Raw genomic sequence first — 720 nt, 5'->3', positions numbered from 1 at the left:
TCCAGCACTGTACCTGTTGCAGCAGCACAGCATGTCATGCCCTACGAGAGTTTGCAGCATCCTTTATCGGTATATGACCAGTTGCTGGGAGTTTCCTGATGAATCTGCAATACGACCGTATAGAGCAACTTTGCCAAAAGCTCAATCTGCCTGCCATCGCATCACAATGGTCACATCATGCACAACAAACATTAGGTCAAGATGGAAGTTATGCCGACTTTGTTGAAGCGATCTTGACGCATGAATATGCTGCCAGGCAACAGCGCAGCCAGCAGGTCCTGATGAAACTCTCAGGCCTGCCTCAAGTGAAAACGCTGGAAGGTTACGATTTTAATTATGCACTGGGTGCTCCCAAATCACAGGTGGTCGAGTTGTTCAACCTGAGCTTTATTGCTAGAGCAGAAAATGTGGTGTTTCTCGGGGCTAGCGGTGTAGGGAAAACGCACTTATCTATGGCATTAGGCTATAAGGCCATCATGAACAATGTCAAAACCAAGTTTATTACCGCCGCCGATCTCATGCTGCAACTCAGTACAGCCTATCAGCAAGGTAAATTGAAAACCTATATGCAACGGGTGATACTCGCCCCAAAATTACTGATTATCGATGAAATTGGTTATTTACCGTTTGGACGTGAAGAAGCGAATCTGTTCTTTAACGTGATTGCCAAGCGTTATGAAAAAGGCAGTACGATATTGACGAGTAACTTACCCTTTAGCC

The 720-nt window shown here is 45.6% G+C and carries 1 protein-coding gene; it reads left to right on the top strand.

What is annotated here, in order from left to right; translation table 11 throughout:
* Positions 1–98: 98 nt before the first annotated feature.
* The coding region (gene istB / locus AC1P5O_RS16710) for an IS21-like element ISAba8 family helper ATPase IstB (RefSeq protein ID WP_499006425.1) at positions 99–720 on the top strand (622 nt) is incomplete at its 3' end.

The organism is Prolinoborus fasciculus (assembly GCF_056724605.1).
The sequence above is the reverse complement of the archived record's forward strand: the minus strand, read 5'-3'. Positions and strand labels throughout refer to the sequence as shown.